The sequence below is a fragment of the Pseudomonas sp. W22_MBD1_FP4 genome (assembly GCF_052113765.1).
Classification (GTDB): domain Bacteria; phylum Pseudomonadota; class Gammaproteobacteria; order Pseudomonadales; family Pseudomonadaceae; genus Aquipseudomonas; species Aquipseudomonas sivasensis.
Genome location: NZ_JBGQOI010000005.1, coordinates 185,359 through 204,378 on the forward strand (window position 1 = coordinate 185,359; position 19,020 = coordinate 204,378).

Annotated in this window: 18 protein-coding genes; 9 read left to right on the forward strand and 9 right to left on the reverse strand. The window is 61.8% G+C overall.

The features are described 5' to 3' along the window. Positions 1–9 precede the first annotated feature (9 nt). From ACEN2T_RS09400 to ACEN2T_RS09415, 4 genes are read left to right on the forward strand one after another with little or no spacing between them, the layout of a single operon-like run. Positions 10–888 (forward strand): metal ABC transporter substrate-binding protein, encoded by an 879-nt coding sequence (locus tag ACEN2T_RS09400; protein ID WP_442116595.1) that lies wholly within the window; start codon positions 10–12, stop codon positions 886–888. After that, complete coding sequence (gene hisI, locus ACEN2T_RS09405; RefSeq protein WP_442116596.1) at positions 885–1,298, forward strand: phosphoribosyl-AMP cyclohydrolase; 414 nt, start codon at positions 885–887, stop codon at positions 1,296–1,298. The genes ACEN2T_RS09400 and hisI overlap by 4 nt, the downstream gene beginning before the upstream one ends. Continuing rightward, complete coding sequence (locus tag ACEN2T_RS09410) at positions 1,295–1,855, forward strand: gamma carbonic anhydrase family protein (RefSeq protein WP_032884500.1); 561 nt, start codon at positions 1,295–1,297, stop codon at positions 1,853–1,855. The genes hisI and ACEN2T_RS09410 overlap by 4 nt, the downstream gene beginning before the upstream one ends. Positions 1,856–1,858: 3 nt before the next feature. Continuing rightward, a complete protein-coding gene (locus tag ACEN2T_RS09415) occupies positions 1,859–3,196 on the forward strand; it encodes a dihydroorotase (protein ID WP_442116597.1) in 1,338 nt (445 codons plus the stop codon). On the opposite strand, the gene ACEN2T_RS09420 is transcribed toward ACEN2T_RS09415, so the two are convergent. Continuing rightward, complete coding sequence (locus tag ACEN2T_RS09420) at positions 3,193–3,714, reverse strand: DUF3617 domain-containing protein (protein ID WP_032884502.1); 522 nt, start codon at positions 3,712–3,714, stop codon at positions 3,193–3,195. The two genes, ACEN2T_RS09415 and ACEN2T_RS09420, sit on opposite strands and share 4 nt — an antisense overlap. 130 nt (positions 3,715–3,844) lie before the next feature. Here ACEN2T_RS09420 and cls point away from each other — a divergent pair, with 130 nt between their 5' ends. Further along, positions 3,845–5,284 carry a cardiolipin synthase gene (gene cls / locus ACEN2T_RS09425; RefSeq protein WP_095185255.1) on the forward strand — a complete coding sequence of 480 codons (1,440 nt, stop codon included), beginning with the start codon at positions 3,845–3,847 and terminating at the stop codon, positions 5,282–5,284. 138 nt (positions 5,285–5,422) lie between these two features. On the opposite strand, the gene cfaB is transcribed toward cls, so the two are convergent. From cfaB to hflK (ACEN2T_RS09465), 8 genes are all read right to left on the reverse strand, one after another. Beyond that, the gene (cfaB, locus tag ACEN2T_RS09430; RefSeq protein WP_442116598.1) at positions 5,423–6,607 is read right to left on the reverse strand and encodes a C17 cyclopropane fatty acid synthase CfaB; all 1,185 of its coding nucleotides are present in this window, start codon (positions 6,605–6,607) and stop codon (positions 5,423–5,425) included. An 86-nt stretch (positions 6,608–6,693) separates the two neighbouring features. After that, on the reverse strand, positions 6,694–7,482 hold the full coding sequence (locus tag ACEN2T_RS09435) for an HvfC/BufC family peptide modification chaperone (protein WP_442116599.1): 789 nt from the start codon (positions 7,480–7,482) through the stop codon (positions 6,694–6,696). After that, positions 7,473–8,318, reverse strand: coding sequence for an MNIO family bufferin maturase (gene bufB / locus ACEN2T_RS09440; protein ID WP_122681878.1), 846 nt, complete (start codon positions 8,316–8,318; stop codon positions 7,473–7,475). Before bufB ends, ACEN2T_RS09435 begins: the two co-directional genes overlap by 10 nt. 69 nt (positions 8,319–8,387) lie before the next feature. Further along, positions 8,388–8,639, reverse strand: a complete 252-nt coding sequence (bufA2, locus tag ACEN2T_RS09445) for a BufA2 family periplasmic bufferin-type metallophore (RefSeq protein ID WP_032884507.1) — start codon at positions 8,637–8,639, stop codon at positions 8,388–8,390. Positions 8,640–8,756: 117 nt separating this feature from the next. Beyond that, the gene (locus ACEN2T_RS09450) at positions 8,757–10,643 is read right to left on the reverse strand and encodes a cation-translocating P-type ATPase (RefSeq protein WP_095185258.1); all 1,887 of its coding nucleotides are present in this window, start codon (positions 10,641–10,643) and stop codon (positions 8,757–8,759) included. Then, complete coding sequence (gene hflK / locus ACEN2T_RS09455; RefSeq protein ID WP_095185259.1) at positions 10,640–11,674, reverse strand: protease modulator HflK; 1,035 nt, start codon at positions 11,672–11,674, stop codon at positions 10,640–10,642. The genes ACEN2T_RS09450 and hflK (ACEN2T_RS09455) overlap by 4 nt, the downstream gene beginning before the upstream one ends. Then, positions 11,671–12,660, reverse strand: coding sequence for a protease modulator HflC (gene hflC, locus ACEN2T_RS09460; RefSeq protein WP_371260679.1), 990 nt, complete (start codon positions 12,658–12,660; stop codon positions 11,671–11,673). Before hflC ends, hflK (ACEN2T_RS09455) begins: the two co-directional genes overlap by 4 nt. Before the next feature lie 9 nt (positions 12,661–12,669). Then, a complete protein-coding gene (gene hflK, locus ACEN2T_RS09465; RefSeq protein WP_442116600.1) occupies positions 12,670–14,574 on the reverse strand; it encodes a protease modulator HflK in 1,905 nt (634 codons plus the stop codon). Positions 14,575–14,894: 320 nt separating this feature from the next. On the opposite strand from hflK (ACEN2T_RS09465), the gene ACEN2T_RS09470 reads away from it, so the two are divergent. From ACEN2T_RS09470 to ACEN2T_RS09485, 4 genes are read left to right on the forward strand one after another with little or no spacing between them, the layout of a single operon-like run. Beyond that, positions 14,895–15,512 carry a CDP-alcohol phosphatidyltransferase family protein gene (locus ACEN2T_RS09470; protein ID WP_442116601.1) on the forward strand — a complete coding sequence of 206 codons (618 nt, stop codon included), beginning with the start codon at positions 14,895–14,897 and terminating at the stop codon, positions 15,510–15,512. Between the two features lie 10 nt (positions 15,513–15,522). Continuing rightward, the gene (locus tag ACEN2T_RS09475) at positions 15,523–17,277 is read left to right on the forward strand and encodes a bifunctional alpha/beta hydrolase/class I SAM-dependent methyltransferase (protein ID WP_442116602.1); all 1,755 of its coding nucleotides are present in this window, start codon (positions 15,523–15,525) and stop codon (positions 17,275–17,277) included. Between the two features lie 2 nt (positions 17,278–17,279). After that, positions 17,280–18,578, forward strand: coding sequence for a phosphatase PAP2/dual specificity phosphatase family protein (locus ACEN2T_RS09480; protein WP_442116603.1), 1,299 nt, complete (start codon positions 17,280–17,282; stop codon positions 18,576–18,578). After that, positions 18,568–19,011, forward strand: coding sequence for a hypothetical protein (locus ACEN2T_RS09485; RefSeq protein WP_181639345.1), 444 nt, complete (start codon positions 18,568–18,570; stop codon positions 19,009–19,011). Before ACEN2T_RS09480 ends, ACEN2T_RS09485 begins: the two co-directional genes overlap by 11 nt. Positions 19,012–19,020 lie beyond the last annotated feature (9 nt).

Genomic DNA, 19,020 nt, shown 5'->3' on the forward strand with positions numbered 1-19,020 from the left:
TGTCTCCCGATGCGCGCTCTACTCGTGCTGTTCAGCCTGCTGCTGCCGCTGTCGATAGCCCAGGCCGCCGACAAACTCCAGGTGGTCACCAGCTTCAGTATTCTCAATGACATTACGCACCAGATCGGTGGCGACCACATTCAGATCAGCAACATGGTCGGCCCGGATGCCGACGCCCACACCTACGAGCCCACACCGGACGATGCCAAGGCGCTGCTCAAGGCCAAGCTGATCATCAAGAACGGCCTCGGTTTCGAACCCTGGCTGGACCGCTTAGTCACCAGCACCGAAACCAAAGCCACGGTGGTCACCGCCAGCAAAGGCGTGATCTCCCACACCATAGAAGAGGATGGCGAAACCATCCCCGACCCGCACGCTTGGCATAACCTGGCCAACGCTGAAATCTATGTGAACAACATCACCAAGGCGCTGGTGGCTGCCGACCCGGCCAACAAGGCCGACTACCTGCGCAACAGCCAAACCTACCTGAAAGAAATCTACCGCCTGCTGGCCGAAGCCAAGACCAAGTTCAGTGCTCTGCCCCCAGGCAACCGCCGCATCGTCACCTCCCATGACGCTTTCGGTTACCTGGGCCAGGCCTATGGCATTCAGTTCCTCGCCCCCCAAGGCCTGTCTACCGAACGTGAACCCTCTGCCGCTGAAGTCGCTGCGCTGATCACACAGATCCGCAAAGACAAGGTCAAAGCCGTGTTCATGGAAAACATCAAAGACTCGCGCCTGCTCAAGCAAATTGCCGACGAAAGCGGCGCGCAGATCGGCGGCACGCTGTACTCCGACGCCCTCGCCGCCGAAGGCCCGGCCAGCACGTTTACAGGGCTGTTCGAATACAACCTCAACACCTTGTGCGCCGCCCTGAGCAAGCCATGAACCTGAGCATGCTCGAACTGGAAGGGGCTGCCAACGGCAGTCGCTTCCCACTCAAACCGGTGCTCGATGCCCTGCCATGGAACAGCGATGGCCTGATTGCCGCCATCGCCCAGCAACACAGCAGCGGCGAGGTGTTGATGCTGGCCTGGATGAACCGCCGGGCCCTCACCGAAACCCTCACTACCGGGCAAGTTTGCTACTGGTCACGCTCGCGCCAGCAACTGTGGCGCAAAGGTGAACGCTCCGGTCACTGGCAGCAGTTGGTGGAAGCACGCCTGGATTGCGACGGCGACGCGGTGCTGCTGATCGTCAACCAACTCGGCCCGGCTTGCCACACAGGCCGGCCCACCTGTTTCTACAACGCCATTGATGGCGACTACGTCCACATCATCACGGAGCCCAGCGCATGATCCGCAAGAACCCTTCCGGCGATCTGCCAGTGATTGCCGAATCGGCCTACGTCGACAAGACCGCCATCATCTGCGGCAAGGTCATCATTGGCGAGAACGTCTTCGTCGGCCCGTATGCGGTGATCCGCGCAGACGAAGTCGACGCCAGCGGCGCCATGGATCCGATCACCATCGGCGCCAATTCCAATATTCAGGACGGCGTGGTCATCCACTCCAAATCCGGCGCGGCAGTGACCATCGGTGAGTTCACCTCCATCGCCCACCGCTCCATCGTCCACGGCCCGTGCTCAGTTGGCGACCGCGTATTCATCGGTTTCAACAGCGTGCTGTTCAACTGCGCCGTGGGCGATGGGTGCGTGGTGCGCCATAACTCGGTGGTCGACGGTCGTGATTTACCCGCCGCGTTCTACGTGCCCTCCACCACCCGCATCGGACCGAATACCGACCTGTCGCAATTCCCACCGGTGAGCGTCAGCGCCTCGGAGTTTTCCGAAGACGTGGCACTTACCAACGTCGACTTGGTGCGCGGTTACAAAGCCCTGCAAAACGAGTTCTAAGCCATGAGCCGCCTGCTGATCCGCAACGCCCGCCTGGTCAACGAGGGCCAGATTTTCGACGCCGACGTGCTGGTCGCCAATGGCCGCATCGAAAAGATCGCCAGCAGCATCACCGGCTGTAACGCGCCACTGGCCATCGACGCCAATGGGCAATGGCTACTGCCGGGCATGATCGACGACCAGGTGCACTTTCGTGACCCCGGCGCGCCGGACAAAGGCAGTTTCTACAGTGAGTCCCGCGCGGCCGCGGCTGGCGGCATCACCAGTGTGATGGACATGCCCAACACCAACCCGGCCACCTTGAACCTGGAGGCGCTGGCCGATAAAAAACGCCGCGCGGCCCTGCACTCGGTGGTCAACTACGGCTTTCACTTCGGGGTAAGTAACGACAATCTCGACATCGTCGCCGCCCTCGACCCCTGCGAGGTGGCGGGAGTCAAAGTGTTCATGGGTGCGTCCACCGGTAATATGCTGGTGGACGACCCACGGATCCTGGAGCGTCTGTTTGCCGAAGTCCCGACCATCCTCCTGGCTCACTGCGAACACACGCCCAGTATCCAGGCCAACGAACGGCGCTTGCGCGAGCGTTTCGGCGATGACATCCCCGCCGTCGCGCACCCCCTGATCCGCGACGCCGAGGCCTGCTATCGCTCGTCCTCTTTCGCGGTGGAGTTAGCCCAGCGCCACGGCACGCGCCTGCATGTGCTGCACCTCACCAGCGCGCGCGAATTGGCTCTGTTTGAAGACAAGCCCCTGGCACAAAAACGCATCACCGCTGAAGTCTGTGTGCACCACTTGCTGTTCGATGACCGGGACTATCACCGCCTCGGCCATCAGATCAAATGCAACCCGGCGATCAAGACCCGCGCCGACCGCGACGCGTTGCGCCAGGCGTTATTGAATGATCGTTTGGATGTGATTGGCACAGACCACGCGCCGCATACCTGGGCGCAAAAACAACTGGCTTATCGCGAAGCGCCGTCGGGATTGCCCCTGGTGCAACATGCGCTGCCGGCGTTACTGGAGCTGGTGGCAGACGGGCTGCTGCCGCTGGCCACGCTGGTCGCGAAGACCAGCCACCGGGTCGCCGACCTGTTTGCTATCCCGGACCGTGGTTATCTGCGTGAAGGGTATTGGGCCGACCTGGTGCTGATCAAACCCGAGCCCGAAGGTAAGCCGGTCAGGGATGAGCCGATTCTTGCCCGCTGCGGCTGGACGCCCTTTGCAGAGCGCAGCTTTCGCCACAGCGTCAGCACCACCCTGGTCTCCGGCCACCTGGCCTGGCACAACGGCAAGGTGGTCGACAGCTGCCAGGGTTTGCCGCTGCACTTTCTGCGTTAAGCGCGTGGTTTGACCGTACCGCAATCGTTGCCCAGCCACTGGGCGTGAGTGTCCAGGCTGCCCTTCTGCTGAATGCCGGTGGCATTGAAGGTGCCGTTGACGGTCGTGGTGAATTCTTTCTGGCTTTGGAAAGTGGCGACTCCGGTGCCCTGAGCTTTCGGGCAGCTGAAACGGAATTTCCACTGGTTGCCGGTTTTGTCGGTCACTTCCTGTTTGCAGCCAGATTGCGGGTCGGTCAAAGGGATTGAGTCCGAGGCGACCTGGGCTGGAGTGAGGCACACCTGCACGCCTTTACCTGCCATGGTGATGCCCTGCTTTTCGAGCATCGCGCGCTGTTCGGGGGTCATCTGTTGCTTGAGCTGACCGAGGATCAGCGACAGGTCCGGCAGGTCCTGGTTATCGACTTTCATATTGCTGGTGGTCAATTCCCACAAGCCCGGCGCCAGCATCTGCGCCTGCGCTGCCACCGGCAACGACAAACCAACAACCATGGATAAACAGAGCAGACGAGCATTCATCGGGTAACTCCTGGGCAATTGTGGGCTTTAGACGCTGCAAAGGCGCCAGTGTTGCACGCCAAATAAAATAGCGACATTCGCAGCCGAACATGGTCTGTTAGGCATTGGATTGTCTGGAGTACTGTCGTCCATGGATTTCTTTGGCCCGCACCTGCTCGCCTACTTCATCGCCACGCTGCACTTTCTCGGGACTCTCGCCGCGATCCACGCGGTGCTGACCGTCAGGACCGCTCAAGGCTCGATAGCCTGGGCCTTGTCGCTGATGTTCATGCCCTATCTCACGTTGATCCCCTACCTGATTTTTGGCCGCAGCACCTTCGACGCGTATATCCAGGCGCGGCGCCAGGCCAATCAGGAAATGCACACCGCCATCACCGCGCTGAACTGGCGTCCTTGGGTTGAGGAGGCGCTCGCTGCGCGCAACTCCAGTGCTTACGCCTCGTTGCGCGCCATGCCCAAACTGGGTCGCATGCCGTGCCTGGCCAACAATGAAGTACGCCTGCTGATCAATGGCGACGCCACCTTCAGCGCGATCTTTGAAGCCATTCGCAACGCCAAAACCGCTGTGTTGTTTCAGTTTTTCATCATTCATGACGATGAACTTGGCCGCCAATTACATACGCTGCTGAAAGAAAAGGCTGCCCAAGGCGTGGCCATCTACGTGCTCTACGACCGCATTGGCAGTCACGCCCTGCCCCATCGCTACGTGCAATCACTGCGCGACGCCGGCGTGCAGGTCAAGGCCTTCGCCACCCGCAGTGGATGGCTCAACCGCTTCCAGGTCAACTTTCGCAACCATCGCAAAATCGTGGTGGTGGATGGCATCACCGGGTTTGTCGGCGGGCATAACGTGGGTGATGAATACCTGGGCAAAAAACCGCCATTGGCGCCATGGCGCGATACCCATGTACAGGTCACAGGTCCCGTGGTGGCGTGCCTGCAGGAGTCGTTTGCCGAAGACTGGTTCTGGGCCGCGCGCGAACTACCGCCGCTGATCTTGCCGGACACCTATCCCGAAGATGGCGTGCTCTGCCAATTGCTCGCCAGCGGTCCGGCCGATCCGTATGAAACCTGCTCGCTGTTTTTCGTCGAGGCCATCCACGCAGCGACCGAGCGGGTATGGATCACCAGCCCGTATTTCGTCCCCGATGAAGCGGTGTTTGCCGCCCTGCGCCTGGCGGTACTACGCGGAGTGGATGTGCGCCTGCTGCTGCCGTCGCGGCCGGATCACCGCATTGTGTATGCCGCCTCCAGCCTCTACGCCATCGAAGCCGTGCGCGCCGGAGTGCGGGTGTTCCGCTACACGCCGGGCTTTCTGCATCAGAAGGTGGTGTTGGTGGACAGCGAGATCAGCGCCATTGGCAGTGCCAACATGGACAACCGTTCGTTCCGGCTGAATTTTGAAGTGATGCTGCTGACCGTCGATGAAGCCTTCGCCCAGGAGGTGGAGCATATGCTGCTCGATGACTTCGCGCAGGCCCATGAAGTCAGCCAGGAAGAAAGCCGCGAAACACGGCGCCTGCAACAACTTGGGATGCGTGTGGCGCGCTTGATCTCACCAATCCTTTAACCAGACAACACAAAACAAAATGTGGGAGGGGGCTTGCTCCCGATAGCGGGGGGTCAGTCAACGGGTGGCGACTGATATACCGCTATCGGGAGCAAGCCCCCTCCCACAGTTGGATCTCCACCTTTCTGGAACATCAGCTCAGCGATAGATGTCTTCCCGCGTCCACGGCAGTTCATGGCTGCCATCCGCGTGAGGCTTCACCGCGAGGATCTGGTGCAGGTTGATCCAACCCCGTGCAAACGCATAGGCGCAACCGGCCAGGTACAAACGCCAGATACGCAACGCCTGTTCTGGCACCATCTTGGCCGCCGCTTCCAGGTTGTCCTCCAGCCGCTCACTCCAATGGTCCAGGGTTCGGGCGTAGTGCAGGCGCAGGCTTTCGACGTCGACGACTTCCAGCCCGACTTCGCTGATCTCGGCGGTCATCATTGCCAAGTGTGGCAACTCACCGTTCGGGAACACGTACCGCTCGATAAACTCCCCGGCGCCACGGCCCACCGGGCGGCCATCGGTGTGCTTGGCGGTGATGCCATGGTTCATCACCAGGCCGCCTTCACGCACCGCACCGAACAGGGTCTGGCAGTACTGCGCCAGGTTGGCGTGGCCGACGTGTTCGAACATGCCCACGCTTACGACTTTGTCGAATCGGCCGTCCTGGGGTAGATCACGGTAGTCCAGCAGTTGCAGGTCGATCTGGTCTTCCAGTCCCTCGGCTTTGACTCGCTCGCGAGCCAATACCAACTGCTCTTTGCTCAGGGTGATGCCATACACTTTCACCCCGAACTCCCGCGCCGCAAACCGCGCCAGCCCGCCCCATCCGCAACCGACGTCGAGCAAATACTCCCCCGCCTGCAAGCGTAGCTTGCGGCACAGGTGGCGGAATTTGTCTTGTTGGGCCTGGTCGATGGATTCGCTGCCGGTTTCGAAATAGCCGCAGGAGTACGCCATGTCCTGATCCAGCCACAGCTGATAGAACTCATTGGACAGGTCGTAATGGTAGGAAATCGCCGCTGCATCCGTGGCCTTGTCGTGGATCGAGCGCACTGGATGACTGTCGCCGTCGCCCTCGATCAAGGCATGACTCAGCTCATCACAGACACGGATCACTTCGCTGATGGAACCTTCCAGCTCCAGTTTGCCCTCGACGAAGGCTTCGCCCAGTGAGTCGAGTGTGGGATGGGTCAGTTGCGAGACGACCGTGGGGTCCTTCACCACGATGGTCACACTGGGCTCTGGGCCCAAGTTGAATTCATGGCCGTCCCAGAGTCGCAGACGCAGCGGTAGCTGAAGATTCTGTAAGGCCGGTGGAAGTTGCGCGAGCATGAGTAGTCCCCCCTTGTTTCAGACGTCTGAAATGAGGGTAGACCATCCCAATAAAAGTAGGAGGCTATCGATTTGATAGCCCTCTTCTATAGAGCTCGGCGTTGGAGCAAACCGTCCTGGACCCACTGTTTCAGCCATGTAACAGCCTGCAGCGGCGCACCCTCTGCATAAGTGACTGCTAGCTGCTCACACAGTTCTGCGAAGGTCCAACCGGTCGTCACCATACCGGCCAATGCTAAGGCTTCCGCAGGTTCCAGGCTGCGGTAATGGCACACCTGATGAAGGCGCCATACCAGGCAGATCTGCGCCAGGTCCAAGGTGTAGCTGCCTGGGAAATCCGCCCCATCTTTGCTGGCACGCCAGATGCCCACGCTGTTGAAGTGACACAGTCGCTGCTGCACGGACGGCGTCAGGGCAACCTGCAAACCCGGCCAATCTTCGGGCGGCAGGAGCGCCATGTCATTCAGGGACAGCGGCTGACCCTGCGGCGCATCGAAGGCCAGGGTAAAAGCCCACTCCAACTTAGCCAGCTCTGCCAGCGGTGCACTTTGTTCGGCCACGAGGTGCTCGTGGATAAACGCCGGCAACCGTTCGCCAAACCAGCGCAAGCTGTAATGGGCCGACGGATAACGGCGTACATAAGCGTGGGTCAGCGCCGCAAACTCATCATCCCCCAGCCAATAGAGGATGGCGCTGAAGTCGTGCCGCAGTACTTCCTGCAACCGCGCGATATAGGCGTTGTGATAGATCGCCAGGCCCGTGTCTACGTCCAGCGTCGGCCCGCCCAATAAAGTGGCGGCAAAGCCACTGTTGGCGTCGGGGGTTTGGGCTAATAAATGCTGTTCAAAGGCCAACTGCCAATCGGTCAGGCGCATACCGCTCTCCTGGCCAAGGCGGTGGCGCCCAGTTCGCGGGCCTTGCTCAACTCGGTGAGCAGCTCTTCGAACGGCGGAAAATGGTCATCGCGCTCCAACAGCGTCGACACAGGCCCCACGTGCTCCAGGGTCTGTTGGTACAGCGCCCACACCGGATCACAGACCGGATGGTCGTGGGTATCGACCACGTAGTCGCCATAGTCCATATGCCCCGCCAAATGCAGCTGACGAATGCTGTCGGGCGGCAGGTTGCGGATAAAGGTCCAGGCATCAAAGCCATGGTTGCGAGAGCTGACGTACACATTATTGACGTCCAGCAACAACTGGCACCCCGACAGATGAGCCAAGGCGTTGAGGAATTCCCACTCGGTGAATTCATCCGCCTTGGAACGCACGTAACTGGAGACGTTTTCCAGCACCAGCGGACGCTGCAATACGTCCTGCACTTGGCGAACGCGGCTGGCGACGTGATAGAGGCTTTCTTCGGTGTAAGGCAGAGGCAGCAGGTCGTGCAACTGGTGCGCACTGCCGCGGCTCCAGCACAGATGATCGGAAACCCACGCCGGTTGAATACGCTCGGCGAGCTGTTTGATCTGTTTGAGGTAATCGATATCGATGGCGTGGGGCCCGCCGATGGACAGGGACACCCCGTGCATCACCAGGGGATAGCGCTCGGCTATCGCGTCCAGGAAGTACAAGGCTTTACCGCCCTGCACCAGATAATTCTCGGAGATCACTTCGAACCAATCCACGGCCGGCGATTGTTCAAGGATCTGCTGGTAGTACTCACTGCGTAAACCCAGGCCGTAACCCAGACTTGGAAGGGAAGCGGACATGGCTGACTCCTGGGGAAAGTGTGTCCGCAGCGGAGGGGGGCTGCCGCTGCGGTTGCACTCGTTTGCCGGTTATTCGCCGACTTTGCCACCAGCCGCGTCACAGGCTGCCTTGGTCATAGCCTTGAAGCCGTGGCCCTTGCACTCTGCCTGGCCTTTGCAGGCGTTTTCAGCGGTCTTGCAGTCGTTCATGCCCTTGCAGGAGGTTACGCCGTAGCAATGCACTGGCGCGTCTGCGGCTTGTACCTGGGTGGCGACACCAGCAAACATGGTAGCGGCGGCCATCGCGAAAGCGGCACCAGCAGCAGCGGATTTAATGTTCATTGTTGTATTCCTCATGATCAGTAGTGGCGTCGGTCTGAACGGATTGTTCAGTCTCGACACACCACTAGAGTGAGGCCCCCCACCGGCGTTACAGCGGTGCGCAAATATTGCTGAAAATTATTCGTCGAGTTTCAAAAGCGGCTCGTGGAAGCGTAGCAAACGCCCGGCGTTACCCAGCACCAGCAACGTGCTGAGGTTGTGCAACACTGCCGCGATCATTGCCCCTGCGGCCCCCAACCAGCCAAATGCGGCGAACACCACAATCGCCAGCGTCCAGCCCAGACCGATGATCACATTGACCTGCAACGTGTGCCGACACTGGCGACTCAAGCGCACACAGGTGCCGAGGCGGCGCAGGTCGCTGCCGATCAGCACCACGTCCGCCGAAGCCAGCGCGATGTCCGCCCCGCCCGCCCCCATTGCCACGCCCACCACGCCGGCCTTGAGCGCCAGGGAGTCATTGATCCCGTCGCCGACCACCATTGGCCGAAAGCCGCTGCCGATTTCGCCCAGCACGCGGTTGAGCTTGTCCTCAGGCAACGCCTGGGCTTCGACATCGCTGATGCCCACGTCCAAGGCCAAGCTGTCGGCCACGCTTTGACGGTCGCCGGTCAGCAGCAATTGGCGGCCCAGGCCCAGCTCACGCAATTCTTGCAGCGCCTGGCGGGCTTCCGGCTTGACGCTGTCAGCCAGCAACAGCCAGGCGAGAAATCGCCCGTTCAGGGCCAGCCCGGCAATCGGGCCGTCATGGTTGGGCACGCCCGTGGTGGCAATGCCCAACTGCTCGAACAACTCCGGACGCCCAAGGGCCGCTTCGCCCTGCTCGGTCTGCGCCACCACGCCGAGGCCCTGGCGTTCGCGGATGTCGGTCAGCATCAACAGTTGTTGCTGGGTAGCCAACCCCGCCAGCGCGCGGCTGACTGGGTGACTGCTCGCCGAGCCCAGGCTGGCCGCCAGATTCAGCAACGCCTGCCGGTCCGGCTCAAGGGTTTCGATGGACTGTAATCGCAGCGTGCCAAAGGTCAGGGTGCCGGTCTTGTCGACCACCAGCGAGGTCAAGTCCGCCAGCTCTTCCAGGAACGCCGAGCTGCGAATCAGAATCCCATGGCGCGCCGCCACGGCGATCCCGGCAATCGCCGTGGCAGGTGCCGACAACACCAACGCACAGGGGCACGCCGCCACCAGCACGGCGAGCATCGCCTGGGCGTCATTGGTCACAAACCAGGTGACCGCCGCCAGCAGCAGCACCAACACCATATAACTGCCCGCATAGCGCTCCAGCAGTCGCGTGATCGGCGGCTTGGACCGCTCGGCGTTCTGCATCAGCGCGATGACCTTGCCCAAGGTCGACTCGTTGCCGGTGCGCGTCACTTCAAGACGCAGCAGACCGTCGAGGTTGATCGCCCCGCCAAACACCTGCACGCCGACGCTGGCTTCCAACGGCACCGACTCACCGGTGATCGGCGCCGTGTCCAGACTCGCTTGGCCCGACAACACCACACCATCGGCGGGCACACGGTCGCCGGCGCGCACTTCCACGATATCGCCGGTGTTCAGCGTGCCGTTGTCCACTTCAACAATGCTGCCGTCGGCCTGCACCAACCGCGCATGGCTGCGGGTCAGTTTGCCCAAAGCATGGATCGCTTCCTGGGAACCGATCACGCTGCGCTCTTCCAGCACATGCCCAAAGATCATGATGATCGGCAGCAACGCCGCCGTCAGCAGATCCCCCGTAGCCCAGGCGCCAAGCATGGCCAAGGCGATAAGTTGATCGGTAATGCCATGCAGGCTGGGAAACCGCAGGCTGTACCACGCCGAACGCATCACCGGCACGGCCACCAGCAGTGATGCCACACCCAGTAATAGCTGACTGACGCCAGTCTGGTCCGGCGCCAGCCAGCGCCACACCAGACCCAGCACGAGTAATCCCAAGGCCAGCATGGCCAGGGTCAATTGCCGGGCAGCGCTGCGCTGCTCGGCGGACGTCAACATAGGTGCGCTCATTGCTCGGCTCCCTGGATGATCAAGCGGGAGTCGTCTTTAGGGTCGACCGTGGTCACGGAGCCCGCCTGGCCGAGAATCTTCGGCAAGCGCTCGCGGTATAGACGCAGAAGCAAACCCGGGTCTTTGACCTGGGCGAGGCTGGCGACGGTGGCGGTTTGCGCCTGGGCGTTGGCCAAGCGTTCGCTGGCCTGGGCGTGGGCAACCTGCACCACACGGTCAGCTTGCTGATTGGCGGTTTGGGTGAGCTTTTCCGCTTCGGTGCGCGCATTGGCCACCGCTTTATCGGCTTGCTGACTGGCCGTCAGCACCGCATTGAACGCATTCACCGCCGGGCCCGGCAGGCTCGACTGCACATCGACACGGGTGACTTCGATCCCCAAGCCCAAGCCGCTTGAGGTCAACTCCGCCAGCCGCTTATTGATGCCTTGCACCAGGTCACCGCGCAACCGTTCACGACGCTCAGCGGCGCTATTGTCGGCGCCGATCAGTTCCGGGCGCGCCACCAGAATCGTGTCCAGGTCCCGCGCCGCCGTCAGGGCCACGGCGCTGCGCGTGACCAGGCGATCCAAGGCCGGCAACACATGCTCGCCCTGCAATACAAAGGAATACGGTTCGGTGACCTTGTAGAACACCCGCACATCCAGCTGCACCACTCCGGCATCCCCGGTCAGCAGGTAGCCGGAGCCGGCCATGGCATCGCTCAAGGGCGTGGCGAAACTGGCCACGCGGTCAGCCTGCACCGCCGCCTCCGAACGCAGCAGGTTTTCCACCCGCCGCTCGATCACCCGATCGGCGGCCGGCAGCAACACCACCTGCTCAAATGGCTGCGGCCAGGCCAATAGCAAGCCAGCATTCTGGATACGGTCGAGGGCGCCGAAGTGCAGCACCACGGCGCGGTTCTGCGGGTCGATCTGGCGCACATTGGAAAATGCCCAGGCCAACGCCGCCAACACAGTCACCGCGTACAGCGCCATGAACGTCAGGCGCCCGGCCTGAATCCATGGGCTGTCCGGGCTGTCACGCTCGGTCATGGCTGGACGTCCTTCGGTCCGTCCACCAGCGCACGGAATGGTGCGGCGTCGGTGCGCAGGATGATCTTGGTGCCCGGCGTCACCACCGTGCCCAAGGTATCCAGCGAGCGCAGCAAGTTGTACAGCTGGGGATTACCCGCGTAGGCCCGCCCGTAAATCTGTGCGGCCTCGACACGCGATTGCGCTTCGATATCGGCGGCTTTCACCGTGGCGTCGGCCTGCACGATGCGCGCGTCGCGCTCGGCGGCGGAACGGATTTGGGCCGCTTCGCGCTTACCCACGGCAGTGCGTTCGGTGGCGATGGTTTCGCGCTCGGCACGCATGCGGTCGACGGTGGCGGTCAGCGTCACCGAGGGCAACGTCAGCCGCTCGATACCGACTTGGGCCACGCGTACGCCGTAGGTAGTGAGCAATTGTTGATCAATTTGCTGGCGCAACTGCGCCTCGAAATCGGCGATACGTACCTGGCTGGCGTCGGTGTTGATCAGGCTGGACAGGTCAAAACTGGCCGCCGTGGTTTCCAGTGCCGAGCCGACGAAGGTGCGAATCTGCCGCGCCGCCTCATCCGGCTGGTTCTGCACCGCACGCATAAAGCGCTGCACATTGTCGGCATCGCCCTGCACCTGCCACGCCACATAGGCCTGCACGATGATGCGCAAGCCATCGCGGGTGCCCACGTCCTGCAAGCCGCTGGAGGTGGTGCGCAGGCGCAGGTCCACCGGGATCGCCGCTTCGAACGGCGCCGGCCAGCGCCAACCAAGGCCCGGCTCCAGCAACACCCGCGACGGGTTGCCGAACCGTGTAATCACCGTGGCTTCGCCGGACCGCACTTGCACCAGGCTTGCCGCAGCGACCGCAAACAATACGAGCAACACGGCCCAGCCCATGCGCCGCCAAGGGAATGGGCCAGCAGCGTGCTCATCACCGTGATGGTGGTGGCCGTGATGATGGTGATGACCGTGATCGTGAGAATGAGCGCTCAACAGACAGACTCCTTATTGAACGGCTTTACGCGGCACCGAGGGATCGGCCGGCAAGGTAAAAGAACGCAGATCGATCGTCGGTGCGCCATCGGCGCCCAGGCGATGATCCAGAATCAGCAGTTTGGTGTGGGCCAGACCCTGGCTGAGTTGGCCAAGGTACTGCTCCAACACGAAGGCCTGGCCTGCACTGGCATAGGCCTTTTGTTCGGCGGCGAAACGCAGGTCGGCCGCCTGTGCGCCAGCATTCACTTCATGGGCCGTGGCCGTGGCTTGATCGCGGGCAATGCTGGCTTGCAACAGGGCCTGGTTGGTCTGCTCACTGGCGGCTCCGCGCTCGCGGGAGATCAGGGCCTGAGCACCGATCTGCGCAGCTTGCACGCCGTGATAGGCGTTGGCGGCACCGGCCGGTGGGTGGATGGCTTCCACAACGGTGGCGAGGATTTCCACACCGCTGTGGAGTTTCTGCAGATCCGCCTGCACCGCGCGCCCCACTTCGTCAGCCAGGCTGGTGCGTTGTTCGCCGAGCAATTCGTCGAGAGTGCGCGAAGCAAAGTCGTGCACGAGGATGCGGCTGGCGGTGCTGCGGATCAGGGTCGGTACATCCGCGCTGTTATACGTCGCCGCCAGCGCGGCCTCGTCGGTAAGGCCAATGCGGTAGACGAAGCGCACATCCATATTGACGATCTGGAAGCCCTGCTTATCGCCGCTGCTGCTGGCGATGACTTGGGATTTGTCATTCACATGGCTGGCGTCCCACAGTCGATTGGCTATCAACGGCGCCGGACCTTCCGCAGGTGTCAGCTCGGGCGAAGCAGTTTCGCTGACGCTGGTGGCCAATTCATGCACCACGCCGTTTTCCACTTTAATGACGCGACCCAATGGCCAAGGCAACCCGGCATGCAGGCCGGGGCCGAAGACTTGCACCGGTTTGCCGAAGCGTTCATAGATCCCACGGCCTTGCAGGGGCACTTCATGCACACCGGTCAGCGCCCAACCGATCGCCAGCACCACCAGCAGCACCGGAAAAAATGCGCGGCGCATGTAGGTAAAGGCCCAGATCTGACGCAGGTCAATGCCGAAGCGGTTGTGCAACTCGTGCTGCAACGCCAGCAACGGTTGTGGCGGCCAGCGCAGCAAACCAGCGATAAAACTTTGCGCCATCAGGCGGGGTTCAAGATGCGGTTGGCGCGGGCTGAACAATGACAACGCACCCCTGAGCAGAAACTCCGCCGCCACCAGTGCCGGCAGCAGGCCAATCAACACCGCCAGACGCAACGGCCACACGGACTCGGCACCGGCAAACAGCAGGCAAATCGCGCTGATCACCAGGCAACTGATCGCCACTCGGCTCAACTGCGCCAGTTGCGAAGCTTCCGGCCATTGCGCGGCGGTTTCCTGGGCCAGGCGACGTTCGAACACCAGCAAGCCAAACGCCAGGGCCAAGGCCAACGCGGCGCCAATACTGGCGGACTGACCTACAGCCGCAGCCGGCAACGCCAGGTTCCAGAATTCGATAACGCTAACCAGCGCGAGCAGCGACCAGCCGCCAAGCCACAACACCGGCGCGCCAATCTGCTTGCCAAAGCGCCCAACCAGCCGCGCGTACCGGCCCGTTTGCTCAACCGGTACTTCAACCGCGGGTTCCTCCAGCGCCTGGGCGCGCCAATCGGCCACCCACCACGCCGACTGTAAACCCGCCACCAGCACCAGCAACGCGCAGGCGCTGTTGATCAATACCACCGGCCAGATCGACAGCGGCGCAAACAAGGCGACAAACAGCGCCAGCACCCAACCGGCGACGGCCAGCACTGTCAGGCTGATACCGGCCTGACGCAATCGACGGGCATGGAACTGCCCCTGTTGAAAGCGCGCGAGGCCTTCTACAGAAGCGCCGTCAGCTTCTAGATCCACTTGCATCCCAACACGCCCGTCTGTACACAATTCGTTACGATATAACACGCGACGTGAAATTTTTGTTCGTCAAAAAGCGCTTTTGAACACGACACACATCCCCTGTGAAAGGGGGCTTGCTCCCGATAACGACCTGTCAGTTGGTGCCTGTGCTGGCTGATCCGCCGCCATCGGGAGCAAGCCCCCTCCTACATTTGTTTCTCAGTGCTCTCCAGAGCGTGACTAAACCCCCATAAACACGAGCCATCACTGGTAGATCTCATGATTAATCGGCACACTCCAAGCCAGTTTTTCGCGGGCTCACGGACAAGGAAGCGTCACCCCCCATGATTTCGATCTATCAGCTCAAACCGCGTTTTCAAAACCTGCTGCGTCCTCTCGTGCAGCGCCTCTACGACAACGGCACCACCGCCAATCAAATCACCGTTCTGGCCGGAGTGATTTCCCTGCTGGTGGGCCTGCTGATTGCCAGCTTCGCCCAACACCTGTGGCTGTTTGCGTTGATCCCGCTGTGGATGATTGCGCGCATGGCCCTTAATGCCATCGACGGCATGCTCGCCCGTGAATTCGGCCAGCAGTCGCGCTTGGGCGCCTACCTCAATGAATTGTGTGACCTGATCGCGGACAGCGCGCTGATCCTGCCCTTTGCACTGATCCCGGGCGTGAGCCTGGCGCCGGTGCTCTTGGTGGCATTGCTGGCGGTATTCAGCGAATACGCCGGTGTGCTCGGGCCCATGGTCGGCGCTTCACGGCGCTACGACGGGCCGATGGGCAAAAGTGATCGGGCGTTTGTACTCGGCGTGCTGGCCACCGGTGTAGCGCTGGGCTGGCTCGGCGCAGGTTGGGTCGACACGGTGATGTGGCTGGTCGCCGCCCTGCTCGCCTACACCCTGGTCAACCGCGTACGCCAAGGCCTGAAAGAAACCCCTTCCCCTTCTGCATAAGGATTTTGCGATGCGCGAACAGCAAGCACACACCTTCAGTACCCATGATGGCGTCGAGCTTTTTTACCGACACTGGCCGGCCACTTCCCCTGCGGATGGCGAGCCACGCCAGGCGATCGTGCTGTTCCATCGCGGCCACGAGCATTCGGGCCGCATCGCCCATCTGGTCGATGAGCTGAACCTGCCCCAGTTCGACTTCTTCGCCTGGGACGCCCGCGGCCACGGCCAATCCCCCGGCGAGCGCGGTGACAGCCCCAGCTTCGCCACCAGCGCCCGCGACGTGCAAACCTTTTGTGACCATATCGGCGCCACCTACGGCATCGAAGAGGAAAACTTCGCTGTCATCGCCCAAAGCGTCGGTGCGGTAATCGCGGCCACATGGGTGCACGATTACGCGCCGAAAATCCGCGCGTTGGTGCTCGCCTCGCCAGCGTTCAAGGTCAAGCTGTACGTGCCGTTCGCTCGTCCAGGCTTGGCGCTGATGCGCAAGTTTCGCGGCAACTTTTTCGTCAACAGCTACGTCAAGGCCAAGTTCCTCAGCCATGACCCGGAGCGGGTGGCGTCCTACGACAGCGATCCGCTGATCACCAAGGCGATTTCAGTGAATGTGCTGCTGGGTCTGTACGAAGCAGCCGACCGGGTTGTAGCGGATGCCCAGGCCATCCAAGTGCCGACTCAGTTGCTCATCTCCGGCTCCGACTTCGTGGTGCATCGCAAACCCCAGCAGCAATTTTTCGACCGCCTAGGCAGCCTGAAAAAAGAGCTGCATATCCTGCCCGGTTTTTTCCACGACACCCTCGGCGAACGTGACCGCACCGTGGCGGTGAGCAGTGCCAGGCGCTTTATCCTGCAAAACTTTGCTCACCCGCTGGACCGCGCCTCCCTGCTCGACGCCGACAAACTGGGCGCCACCTGCGCCGAGTCCGAATCCCTCGCCGCGCCGCTGCCGCGCAACTCCCTGCGTGACCTGTACTGGCGCATGACCCGCGCCAGCATGGGCTTGGGCAAGAACCTGTCAGATGGGGTGAAACTGGGCTTCGACACCGGTTTCGACTCCGGCAGTACCCTGGACTACGTCTACCGCAACAAACCCACCGGCAAGGGCGGGCTGGGGCGGATGATCGACACCAACTACCTCAACTCCATCGGCTGGCGCGGCATCCGTCAGCGCAAGCTGAACGTCGAGGAACTGCTGCGCCTGGCCATGGCCAAGTTGCGGGATGAACAGCGTGAAGTACGTATCGTCGACATCGCAGCCGGCCACGGGCGTTACATTCTGGAGGCCTTGCAGGGCGTGACGCCGCTGCCGGAATCGATCCTGTTGCGCGACTACAGCGACATCAACGTGCGCGACGGTGGCGCGCTGATCCGCGAGAAAGGCCTGGGGGATATCGCGCAGTTCGTCAAAGGCGATGCGTTTGATCGCGCGGACCTGGCGGCGCTGGAACCCAAGCCGACGTTGGCGGTGGTGTCTGGGCTGTATGAATTGTTTGCCGATAACAGCATGGTCGGCGGTTCGCTGGCCGGCCTCGCCGAAGCGGTCGAACCCGGTGGCTACTTGGTGTACACCGGCCAGCCATGGCACCCGCAACTGGAGCTGATTGCCCGCGCATTGACCAGCCATCGCCAAGGCCAGGCCTGGGTGATGCGCCGTCGCAGCCAGGCGGAAATGGACCAACTGGTGGAAGCCGCCGGTTTCCGCAAAATCACCCAGCGTGTGGATGAGTGGGGCATCTTTACCGTGTCCCTGGCACAGAAGATCTGAGCATGCGCGAACCCGGTTTGTTGAAACCAGCCGTCCTGTGGCTGCTGCTATTAGCGCCGTTGTTCTTCAGCACCTACGGCTTTGCCACCTGGGTCACCAGCCAGCGCAGCGACGTGGGCACGCTGGTGTTCGGCTGGGAAACCCATATGCCGTTCTGGGCTTGGACCATCGTGCCTTACTGGTCCATCGACCTGCTCTACGGTTTCTCCCTGCTGCTGCCCAGCACCCGTCATGAACTCAAGCAACACGCACTGCGCCTGCTGAGTGCCCAGGTGATCGCGGTGAGCTGCTTCCTGATCTGGCCACTGCGTTTCACCTTCGAGCGGCCCGAGCTGGATGGCGTGTTTGGCTGGTTGTTTGCGGTGTTGGCGGGCTTCGACAAGCCATTCAACCAGGCACCGTCGCTGCACATCGCGCTGCTGGTGATCCTGTGGGTCATGTTCCAACGTCATACCCAAGGTTTCTGGCGCTGGCTGGTGCATGGCTGGTTCGCATTGATCGGAATTTCGGTGCTGACCACTTATCAACATCACTTTATCGACTTACCCACAGGCGCCCTCGCGGGTTGGATTTGCGTGTGGTTGTGGCCGCTCGAACATTCGAGCCCGCTGCTCAATACGCGGCTTACCCAAGACCGCAAGCGCTGGCAGCTGGGCGTGCGCTACGGCTTGGGCGCCCTGGCGCTGATCATCGTGGCGTTAAGCCTGGGCGGTTGGTGGCTGTGGCTGCTGTGGCCAGCGGTTTCCCTTGGGCTGATCAAGGCGAATTACTTCGTGCTGGGCGCGGCGGGTTTCCAGAAGCGCGCTGATGGTCAGCTCACACCCGCCGCGCGCTGGTTATATGCGCCCTATCTAGTGGCTGCCTGGATCAATTCCCGGCTGTGGACACGCAACCATCCACAGCCCAACGTGATTGTGGATAACGTTTGGCTGGGGCGGATTCCTACCTCAAAGGAGCAGAGTTCATTCAGCGCCATTGTGGATCTATGCGCCGAACTGCCGATTAATCCACAGGGCCGCGCGTATCAATGCATCCCGGTGCTCGATCTGATAGCGCCGACACCCACCGAATGCCGGCAAGCTGCTGAAGCCATCGAACGCCTCCGCGCACGCGGCCCGCTATTGGTGTGCTGCGCCCTCGGCTACTCACGCAGCGCTACCGCCGTCGCCGCCTGGCTGTTGCACAGCGGGCGCGCCACGACGGTGGACGAAGCGCTGACTATTATTCGTGCAGCACGGACCGATGTGGTCCTGCACCCCGCTCACCGTGAAGCATTGGAGGGTTTGCCCCATGCCCGCTGATATGGAACTCCAGGTGGTGGCCAGCCTGCTGCGCCGTGGCCGTTCGCTGGATCAGTTATCCACAGGACTGACCGTGGCCGGTGTGCTATTCGGCCTGGCCCAATTGCTGATGGCGAGTATTTCGATCATCTGCCTGCTGCTCAGCCTGTGGATGATTATCCTCGGCCTGCTGCAAAAGTACTGGGCGCTGCGCGTGGCCTTCGACGCCGACCTGTTCGCCCTGCTGGCCCGCGATACTGAGCGCACCGCCGACCTCGACCAAGCCCTGCAGACCCTCGGCCTGCAATCGCCCAATCGGGCCGGCCGACCTTGGGCCGAGCGCCGTCGCGGCGCCCTCAAATTGTTGCGCAAACAAGCCTGGCTGCTGGGCGCGCAAGCGCTGCTGACCCTGGGCGTGATCCTCGCCAGCCCTTGGCTGCCTTTCGCCGGATAAGGAATCCCC

Bases quoted from the DNA above. Each gene is read 5' to 3' on its own strand.
- ACEN2T_RS09420 (WP_032884502.1), bottom strand. From the start codon at position 3,714: ATGAATGCTCGTCTGCTCTGTTTATCCATGGTTGTTGGTTTGTCGTTG.
- ACEN2T_RS09410 (WP_032884500.1), top strand. From the start codon at position 1,295: ATGATCCGCAAGAACCCTTCCGGCGATCTGCCAGTGATTGCCGAATCG.
- cfaB (WP_442116598.1), bottom strand. From the start codon at position 6,607: ATGCTCGCGCAACTTCCACCGGCCTTACAGAATCTTCAGCTACCGCTG.
- ACEN2T_RS09450 (WP_095185258.1), bottom strand. From the start codon at position 10,643: ATGAGCGCACCTATGTTGACGTCCGCCGAGCAGCGCAGCGCTGCCCGG.
- hflK (WP_442116600.1), bottom strand. From the start codon at position 14,574: ATGCAAGTGGATCTAGAAGCTGACGGCGCTTCTGTAGAAGGCCTCGCG.
- ACEN2T_RS09480 (WP_442116603.1), top strand. From the start codon at position 17,280: ATGCGCGAACCCGGTTTGTTGAAACCAGCCGTCCTGTGGCTGCTGCTA.
- ACEN2T_RS09475 (WP_442116602.1), top strand. From the start codon at position 15,523: ATGCGCGAACAGCAAGCACACACCTTCAGTACCCATGATGGCGTCGAG.
- hisI (WP_442116596.1), top strand. From the start codon at position 885: ATGAACCTGAGCATGCTCGAACTGGAAGGGGCTGCCAACGGCAGTCGC.
- ACEN2T_RS09400 (WP_442116595.1), top strand. From the start codon at position 10: ATGCGCGCTCTACTCGTGCTGTTCAGCCTGCTGCTGCCGCTGTCGATA.
- ACEN2T_RS09435 (WP_442116599.1), bottom strand. From the start codon at position 7,482: ATGCGCCTGACCGATTGGCAGTTGGCCTTTGAACAGCATTTATTAGCC.
- bufA2 (WP_032884507.1), bottom strand. From the start codon at position 8,639: ATGAACATTAAATCCGCTGCTGCTGGTGCCGCTTTCGCGATGGCCGCC.
- hflK (WP_095185259.1), bottom strand. From the start codon at position 11,674: ATGACCGAGCGTGACAGCCCGGACAGCCCATGGATTCAGGCCGGGCGC.
- ACEN2T_RS09415 (WP_442116597.1), top strand. From the start codon at position 1,859: ATGAGCCGCCTGCTGATCCGCAACGCCCGCCTGGTCAACGAGGGCCAG.
- cls (WP_095185255.1), top strand. From the start codon at position 3,845: ATGGATTTCTTTGGCCCGCACCTGCTCGCCTACTTCATCGCCACGCTG.
- bufB (WP_122681878.1), bottom strand. From the start codon at position 8,318: ATGTCCGCTTCCCTTCCAAGTCTGGGTTACGGCCTGGGTTTACGCAGT.
- ACEN2T_RS09470 (WP_442116601.1), top strand. From the start codon at position 14,895: ATGATTTCGATCTATCAGCTCAAACCGCGTTTTCAAAACCTGCTGCGT.
- ACEN2T_RS09485 (WP_181639345.1), top strand. From the start codon at position 18,568: ATGCCCGCTGATATGGAACTCCAGGTGGTGGCCAGCCTGCTGCGCCGT.